We start from the raw sequence: 7,336 nt of genomic DNA, 5'->3' as shown, positions 1-7,336 counted from the left end.
GGCGGCTTCGCCGCCGACGCGGTGATGGTTATCGGTTCCGTTTTCGCGCCGGATGATCTCGCCGCTAACCATCACCGCGTCGGCGGCATAGCCGCCAACCCTACCGTGGTGTGCCGCGTTCGAACCAGGGCCGCGCGCCTGGCGCGAGCGAGGCGCGCACTTCGCGCCGCAACGTGGTGGCGGGAATCGCGTTCACCGCCAGCTCGCGCAGGCGCCGCACCTCGGCCTGCCGGCCACGGGCGGCGAACACGCCCAGCACCGCGTTCACGTCCTGCACGTAGTTGTGGATCTCGGCCGGGATGCTCGATGCGCTGGCAAACCGCTTGCGGCGCTCGCGGAACGCATCCATCAGGTACTCGGCGTGCTGGCGGATCGTCTCGTCCGGGTTCGGCATCAGGCGCTCGGCCAGTTCGGCGTCGCCGGCGGCGATCACCTGCGGCAGTACCACCCGCACGCAGGATGCGGCGAGCGCCGGCGCCACGCTTTCCAGTTGCAGGAACAGGTCGCGCGTGCGCGCCGGCTGGTCGAGCGCGTGGTCGATCGAGATCACGTCGAGCAGCCCGTCGCGGTTGCCCTGGCCGGCGAGCAGGGCGGCGACATTGCGTTCGCGTACCGCCTCGAGCGCTGCTGCCGCCGGCGGGTGGGCCTCGGCCAGCACCGCCCAGTCGGCCAGTGCGTACGAACGGCGCACACCGGCCAGGGAGGGATCCTGTTCCAATGCGTGCTCGTGGAACCAGGCCAGTTCTTGCAGCGCCGCGTCGTACTGCCCCTGGTCGGCCAGCTCGCGCGCCGTGACCAGGCGTTCCATCGGTTCGCTCATGCCCCTACCCACGGCAATCCCGCCTTGCACCAGCCGCCGACCGTCTTGCGGTGGCCTTCGCCATCCCTGTCGCCCTCGAAGCCTTCGAGGATGTCGAAGGAGTTTGCATAACCGAGTTCGGTCGCCACCCGCGCGCTGTGGCGCGAGCGCACGCCCGAGCGGCACAGGAACAGCAAGGTCTCGTCCTTCTGCGCCACCCGTTCGAGCTGGGCGCCGAAATCGGGGTTCGGCACGCCGCCCGGATAGGTGGCCCACTGCACCGCCGCATGCTGGCCGTCGGGAATGGCGACCCGGCCTACCCAGTCGCGCTCGGCATTGGTGCGCACGTCGACCAGCTTGACCTTGGGGTCCTGGCGCAGCAGCTCGAACGCCTCTTGCGGCGTCACCGCGCCGGCATATGGCTGGCCTGCACCGCGCTGGCGCGCAAGCTCGAGAATGTTTTCTGTCGTCATTTGTATTGTTCCGTTTTTGGGCATGCTCCGGCGCTGCACCATCATGGATCAGTGTATCCTGCGCTGGAATGGTGCGTTGGCGCCAGTTTGCACCGGGTTGGTGCATGCGGGCTGAACATAATTCTTTCGGCAACCCTGCCGATCGATGCGATTTTATGGGTAAACTGGCTCGCCTCCCAAGAACGATTTGCGCATACCCTCATGCGACAGCATGGCAGATAACTTGGCACGCTTTATGCTTCATGATGATGCAAGTTGTCGATTCTCATGACTCGACATCCTTTTTTCAATTAGGAGATTCCGAATGGCAAAGTCCGCCGCAGATGTAATGCAACTGGTCAAGGACAACGAAGTCAAATTCGTTGATTTACGCTTCGCCGATACCCGCGGCAAGGAACAGCACGTCACGGTCCCGGTGTCGCACTTCGACCTGGACAAATTCGAATCCGGCCACGCTTTCGACGGTTCGTCGATCGCCGGCTGGAAAGGTATCGAAGCCTCGGACATGCTCCTGCTGCCAGACCCGAACACCGCCAATATCGACCCGTTCATGGAAGAGACCACGCTGTTCATGCAGTGCGACGTCATCGAACCGTCGGACGGCAAGGGCTATGACCGCGATCCACGCTCGATCGCCAAGCGCGCCGAAGCCTACCTGAAATCGTCGGGCATCGGCGACACCGCCTACTTCGGTCCTGAGCCAGAATTCTTCATCTTCGACTCGATCCGCTGGAAGATCGACATGTCGGGCTGCTTCGTCAAGATCGACTCGGACGAGTCGTCGTGGGCCACCGACAAGGAAATCGAAGGCGGCAACAGCGGCCACCGTCCGACCGTCAAGGGCGGCTACTTCCCGGTGCCACCGGTCGACTCGTTCCAGGACATGCGTTCCGAAATGTCGCTGATCCTCGAATCGATGGGCATCCCGGTCGAAGTGCACCACCACGAAGTGGCCGGCGCCGGCCAGAATGAAATCGGCACCAGGTTCTCGACCCTGGTCGAGCGCGCCGACTGGACCCAGAACATGAAGTACGTGATCTGGAACGTGGCCCACAGCTACGGCAAGACCGCGACCTTCATGCCCAAGCCGATCAACGGCGACAACGGCTCGGGCATGCACGTGCACCAGTCGATCTGGAAAGACGGCAAGAACCTGTTCGCCGGCGACGGCTATGCCGGCCTGTCGGAAACCGCGCTGTTCTACATCGGCGGCATCATCAAGCACGCCCGCGCGCTGAACGCCATCACCAACCCTGGCACCAACTCGTACAAGCGCCTGGTGCCTGGCTACGAAGCCCCGGTCAAGCTGGCGTATTCGGCCCGTAACCGTTCGGCCTCGATCCGCATCCCGCACGTGGCGAACCCGAAAGGCCGCCGCATCGAGACCCGCTTCCCGGATCCGCTGGCCAACGTCTACCTGTGCTTCGCGGCGCTGCTGATGGCCGGCCTGGACGGCATCCAGAACAAGATCCACCCGGGCGAAGCGGCAACCAAAGACCTGTACCACCTGCCGCCAGAAGAAGACAAGCTGATCCCGACCGTGTGCGCCTCGCTCGAGGAAGCACTGGAAGCCCTGGACAAGGACCGCGAGTTCCTGACCCGCGGCGGCGTGTTCAGCGACAGCATGATCGATGCCTACATCGAGCTGAAGATGAACGAAGTGCAGCGTCTGCGCATGACCCCGCACCCTGCTGAATTCGACATGTACTACTCGTCGTGATCGGCTTATAAGCAGCCTGGCAAGTTGTTGTGCCTACGCATCGCCAAGGTTGACGGCGATGCCATGAAACGCGGGGAAAGCCATGGCTTTCCCCGCGTTTTTTGTTGCTTCGGGTATAGTCGGGCGCGACTACAATGCATCTTCAATCGATGCACGCTACCGAGTGATAGGAATGACAAACATCGTTTTCCAGAGTGCCGTCGCTGTCTTCGCGCTGCTGCTGTGCACTTGCGCGCAGGCGCAGATCTACCGTTGTACCGATGCCAACGGCCGCCCGCTGTACACCGACACCAAGGTCGGCAAGTGCCAGTTGATCGACACCGGCTACAGTTCGCCGCCGGCTGCCTCGGCCCCGATCCCGGCCCCGCGCTCGTCCGGCGGCGGCGCCGGCGCGGCCAGCCCGGCCGCCAGCAGCACGCCGTCGAGCTTCCCGCGCGTGGACAATGTCGTGCAGCGCGCGCGCGACGACGAGCGGCGCGAGATCCTGGGCGACGAGCTGCGCATCGAGGAGCGCAAGCTGGCCGACCTGAAGAAGAGCTTCAACAACGGCGAGCCCGAGCGCCAGGGCAATGAGCGCAATTACGCCAAATACCAGGAACGGGTGGCCTCAATGCGCGACGAGATCAGCCGCACCGAACGCAATATCGAAGCGCTGCGGCGCGAGATCGGCAATATCAGATGACCCTGCCACCTTTGAACGACGCTCCCGCCTTCGATGCAGGCGATTCGGCGCGCTATGCCGGCCTGGACTTGTTGGCCTCGGCCGTGCTGCTGACCGGCGCCCAGGGTGAGGTGTTGTATGCGAACGCCGCCGCCGAGAACCTGATGGAGCTGTCGCTCAAGTCGCTGCAGCGCCATCGCCTGCCCGAGCTGTTCATCAACGGCGCCGAGCTGGCGTCCCTGATCGGCCAGGCGCTGGCCCATCAATACGCCGACCTGCGCCAGGACCTGACCCTGCAGCGCAGCGGGCGCGAACCGCTGCACGTGAACAGCATCGTCAGCGCCTTGGGCGACGGCAGCTTGCTGATCGAGCTGCGCGAGAACGTGCAGCAACTGAAGCTCGACCGCGAGGAGCGTATCCTCGACCAGAGCCAGGCGAATAAAGAACTGATCCGTAACCTGGCGCACGAGATCAAGAACCCGCTGGGCGGGATCCGCGGCGCGGCCCAGCTGCTCGAACTCGAGCTGCCGCCGCACCACCTGGCCGACCTGCAGGAATACACGCAGGTGATCATCAAGGAAGCCGACCGCCTGCAGACCCTGGTCGACCGCCTGCTGGCGCCGCATCGCAAGCCGCATATCGTCGGCGACGTCAATATCCACGAGGTGTGCGAGCGGGTGCGCAGCCTGATCCTGGCCGAATTCCCGCAAGGGCTCACCATCCGGCGCGATTACGATGCCTCGATTCCCGAGTTCCGCGGCGATTTCGAGCAGCTGATCCAGGTGGTGCTGAACATCGCCCATAACGCCGCCCAGGCGCTTTCCAGCCGCATGGCGGCGGGCGACGCCGAGATTATCTTGCGCACCAGGGTGGCGCGCCAGGTCACCCTGGCCAAGGTCCGTTACGGGCTGGCATTAGACTTGCATATCATCGACAATGGACCGGGCATCGCGCCCGATATCCGCGACCGCATTTTTTATCCGCTCGTATCCGGGCGCGACGGCGGGAGCGGCCTCGGGCTGACGCTGGCGCAAACCTTCGTGCAGCAGCACCTGGGGGTGATCGAGTGCGAAAGCCGGCCTGGACTGACGGATTTCCGTATCCTGCTGCCCCTGCCATAAGCGCGGGCGGACAGGGCGCCGGCCAGTCCCTTATTGAATCCATGTTGCGGGAAGCACGAATACATGAAACCAATCTGGATTGTCGACGACGACGCCTCGATACGCTGGGTGCTCGAGAAGGCCCTGGCGCGCGAAAGCCTGGAAACCCGCAGCTTCGCCAACGCGCGCGAGGCCCTGACCGCCTTTGAAACCGATACCCCGCAGGTGCTGGTATCGGACATCCGCATGCCGGGCGAATCCGGCATCGACCTGCTGCAGGCTGTCAAGGCCCGCCATCCCGGCCTGCCGGTCATCATCATCACCGCGTTTTCGGATCTCGATTCGGCGGTGTCTTCGTTCCAGGGCGGGGCTTTTGACTACCTGGCCAAGCCGTTCGATATCGACAAGGCAGTGGCGCTGATCCGGCGCGCGCTGGAAGAAAGCCTGCGCGAAGCCAGCGTCGAGGCGCCGCCGGCCGAGACGCCCGAAATCCTGGGCCATGCACCGGCGATGCAGGAAGTTTTCCGCGCCATTGGCCGCCTGTCGCAATCGAATGTGACGGTGTTGATCACGGGCGAATCGGGCACCGGCAAGGAACTCGTGGCGCGCGCCCTGCACAAGCACAGCCCGCGCGCGGCGCAACCCTTCATCGCCCTGAACACGGCCGCGATCCCGAAGGACTTGCTGGAGTCTGAACTGTTCGGCCACGAGCGCGGCGCCTTTACCGGGGCCCAGGCGATGCGGCGCGGCCGCTTCGAGCAGGCCGAGGACGGCACGCTGTTCCTCGACGAGATCGGGGACATGCCCTTCGATCTTCAAACGCGGCTGTTGCGGGTGCTGTCCGACGGCCACTTCTACCGAGTCGGCGGCCACCAGCCGGTAAAAGCCAATGTGCGCGTGATCGCCGCCACCCACCAGAACCTCGAGCAGCGCGTGCGCGACGGCCTGTTTCGCGAAGATTTGTATCACCGCCTGAACGTGATCCGCCTGCGCCTGCCGTCGCTGCGCGAGCGCAGTGACGACATTCCGATCCTCACGCGCCACTTCCTGGTGCAGAGCGCACACCAATTGGGCGTCGAACCGAAGCGCATGAGCGAGCAGGCGATGCGTTTCCTGTCCGGGCTCGAGTTGCCGGGCAATGTGCGCCAGCTGGAAAACCTGTGCAACTGGATTACCGTGATGGCGCCCGGCCAGACGGTCGAGATCAAGGATTTGCCGCGCGACCTGACCCAGGGCCAGGCGCCGCAGGGAACCAATCCGGTGCCGGTGTCCGATGGCGTCGTAGGCGCGGGCGCGCTGCCTGTGGCCAACGCCGGTGGCATCGTGATGCAGGCCGCGGCGGCGCCCGCGCTGCCCGAAGGCTGGATCGGCCTGCTCGAGTTGCAGGCCGCCGGCATGCTCAGCGCCGGCCAGATGGATGTGATGGACATCCTCGGGCGCCAGTTCGAATCGGCGCTGATCCGCACGGCCCTCAAGCACACGCATGGGCGCAAGAACGACGCCGCGATGCGGCTCGGGATCGGGCGCAACACGATCACGCGCAAGATCGTGGAACTGGGGATCGACGGCGCGCGCGAAGAATAGGGTGGTAGTGAAAAGGACGGCGGGTGGTGTAAGCTCCTGCATCGCCCGTCTTACTGTTCACCTCAATGCTGATCAACTGCGTCGCCTACCAGGAAGGCAAGAAACTGTGCGATATCCCGGTCGAGGATATCAGCGAATACCTGAAACAGGACGACACCTTCGTCTGGGTCGCCCTGCGCGACCCGGCCCCCGCCGACATCACCCTGATGCAAGAGGAATTCGGCCTGCATGAACTGGCGGTCGAAGACGCGCTGCGCGGCCACCAGCGCCCCAAGCTGGAGGAATACGGCGACTCGTTGTTCGTCGTGGTCCAGATCGTGGAACTGGCCGGCGACGAACTGAACGTCGGCCAGCTGGCCGTGTTCGCGGGCGAGAACTATGTGCTGTCGGTGCGGCGCGACGCCAACCAGGGCTTCCTGGGCGTGCGCGCCCGCGCCGAGCGCGAGCCGCATCAACTCAAGAAGGGCGCCGGCTTCGTGCTGTATGCGCTGGTGGACGCCGTGGTCGACCGTTATTTCCCGGTGGTCGACATGCTCGAATCCGAGCTCGAATCGATCGAGGACCACATCTTCGGCATGCAGGGCAAGCAGCGCGCCAACGTCGAGCGCCTGTATGAGCTCAAGCGCAAGGCGCAGACCCTGCGCCACGCCGTGGTGCCGCTGATGGACGCGGTTGGGCGCCTGTACGGCGGCAGGGTGCCGGGCGTGGTGGTCGAGACCCAGGATTATTTCCGCGACGTGCACGACCACCTGTACCGCATCGCCGGCCGCCTGGACGCGGTGCGTGACACGATCAATACCGCGATCCAGGTGACCCTGTCGATGGTGGCGATCGAAGAGAACGAGGTCAGTAAGAAGCTGGCCTCGTATGCCGCGATCTTCGCCGTGTTCACGGCCTTCGCCGGGGTGTGGGGCATGAACTTCGAGTTCATGCCCGAGCTGAAATGGAAGTGGGGCTATCCGCTGGCGCTGCTGACCATGGTGGGGGTGTGTGCTTACC

Annotated in this window: 7 protein-coding genes; 5 read left to right on the top strand and 2 right to left on the bottom strand. The window is 64.5% G+C overall.

What is annotated here, in order from left to right; translation table 11 throughout:
* Window positions 1–100: 100 nt before the first annotated feature.
* Entirely contained in the window at window positions 101–820 is a 720-nt protein-coding gene (locus E8M83_RS20775; RefSeq protein ID WP_137175262.1) for a hypothetical protein, read from the bottom strand.
* On the bottom strand, window positions 817–1,272 hold the full coding sequence (locus E8M83_RS20770) for a rhodanese-like domain-containing protein (protein WP_137175261.1): 456 nt from the start codon (window positions 1,270–1,272) through the stop codon (window positions 817–819). The genes E8M83_RS20775 and E8M83_RS20770 overlap by 4 nt, the downstream gene beginning before the upstream one ends.
* A 304-nt stretch (window positions 1,273–1,576) precedes the next feature.
* Between E8M83_RS20770 and glnA the strand changes: the two genes are divergently transcribed.
* The 5 genes from glnA to corA all read left to right on the top strand — a co-directional run.
* Complete coding sequence (gene glnA / locus E8M83_RS20765; protein ID WP_137175260.1) at window positions 1,577–2,992, top strand: type I glutamate--ammonia ligase; 1,416 nt, start codon at window positions 1,577–1,579, stop codon at window positions 2,990–2,992.
* A gap of 172 nt (window positions 2,993–3,164) precedes the next feature.
* Window positions 3,165–3,674, top strand: coding sequence for a DUF4124 domain-containing protein (locus tag E8M83_RS20760; RefSeq protein ID WP_137175259.1), 510 nt, complete (start codon window positions 3,165–3,167; stop codon window positions 3,672–3,674).
* On the top strand, window positions 3,671–4,774 hold the full coding sequence (gene glnL, locus E8M83_RS20755) for a nitrogen regulation protein NR(II) (protein WP_170976879.1): 1,104 nt from the start codon (window positions 3,671–3,673) through the stop codon (window positions 4,772–4,774). The genes E8M83_RS20760 and glnL overlap by 4 nt, the downstream gene beginning before the upstream one ends.
* Before the next feature lie 63 nt (window positions 4,775–4,837).
* Entirely contained in the window at window positions 4,838–6,337 is a 1,500-nt protein-coding gene (gene ntrC / locus E8M83_RS20750; protein ID WP_137175258.1) for a nitrogen regulation protein NR(I), read from the top strand.
* Between the two features lie 65 nt (window positions 6,338–6,402).
* The coding region (gene corA, locus E8M83_RS20745; RefSeq protein ID WP_137175257.1) for a magnesium/cobalt transporter CorA at window positions 6,403–7,336 on the top strand (934 nt) is incomplete at its 3' end.

The sequence above is a fragment of the Massilia sp. HP4 genome, from assembly GCF_005222695.1.
Taxonomy (GTDB): Bacteria; Pseudomonadota; Gammaproteobacteria; order Burkholderiales; family Burkholderiaceae_D; genus Telluria.
Note: the sequence above shows the minus strand (reverse complement) of the source record. Positions and strands in the feature narration are given on the sequence as shown.

What these genes read in the sequence shown, in the direction of transcription:
- E8M83_RS20775 (WP_137175262.1), bottom strand. Translation starts at nt 820, where the DNA reads ATGAGCGAACCGATGGAACGCCTGGTCACGGCGCGCGAGCTGGCCGAC.
- E8M83_RS20770 (WP_137175261.1), bottom strand. Translation starts at nt 1,272, where the DNA reads ATGACGACAGAAAACATTCTCGAGCTTGCGCGCCAGCGCGGTGCAGGC.
- glnA (WP_137175260.1), top strand. Translation starts at nt 1,577, where the DNA reads ATGGCAAAGTCCGCCGCAGATGTAATGCAACTGGTCAAGGACAACGAA.
- E8M83_RS20760 (WP_137175259.1), top strand. Translation starts at nt 3,165, where the DNA reads ATGACAAACATCGTTTTCCAGAGTGCCGTCGCTGTCTTCGCGCTGCTG.
- glnL (WP_170976879.1), top strand. Translation starts at nt 3,671, where the DNA reads ATGACCCTGCCACCTTTGAACGACGCTCCCGCCTTCGATGCAGGCGAT.
- ntrC (WP_137175258.1), top strand. Translation starts at nt 4,838, where the DNA reads ATGAAACCAATCTGGATTGTCGACGACGACGCCTCGATACGCTGGGTG.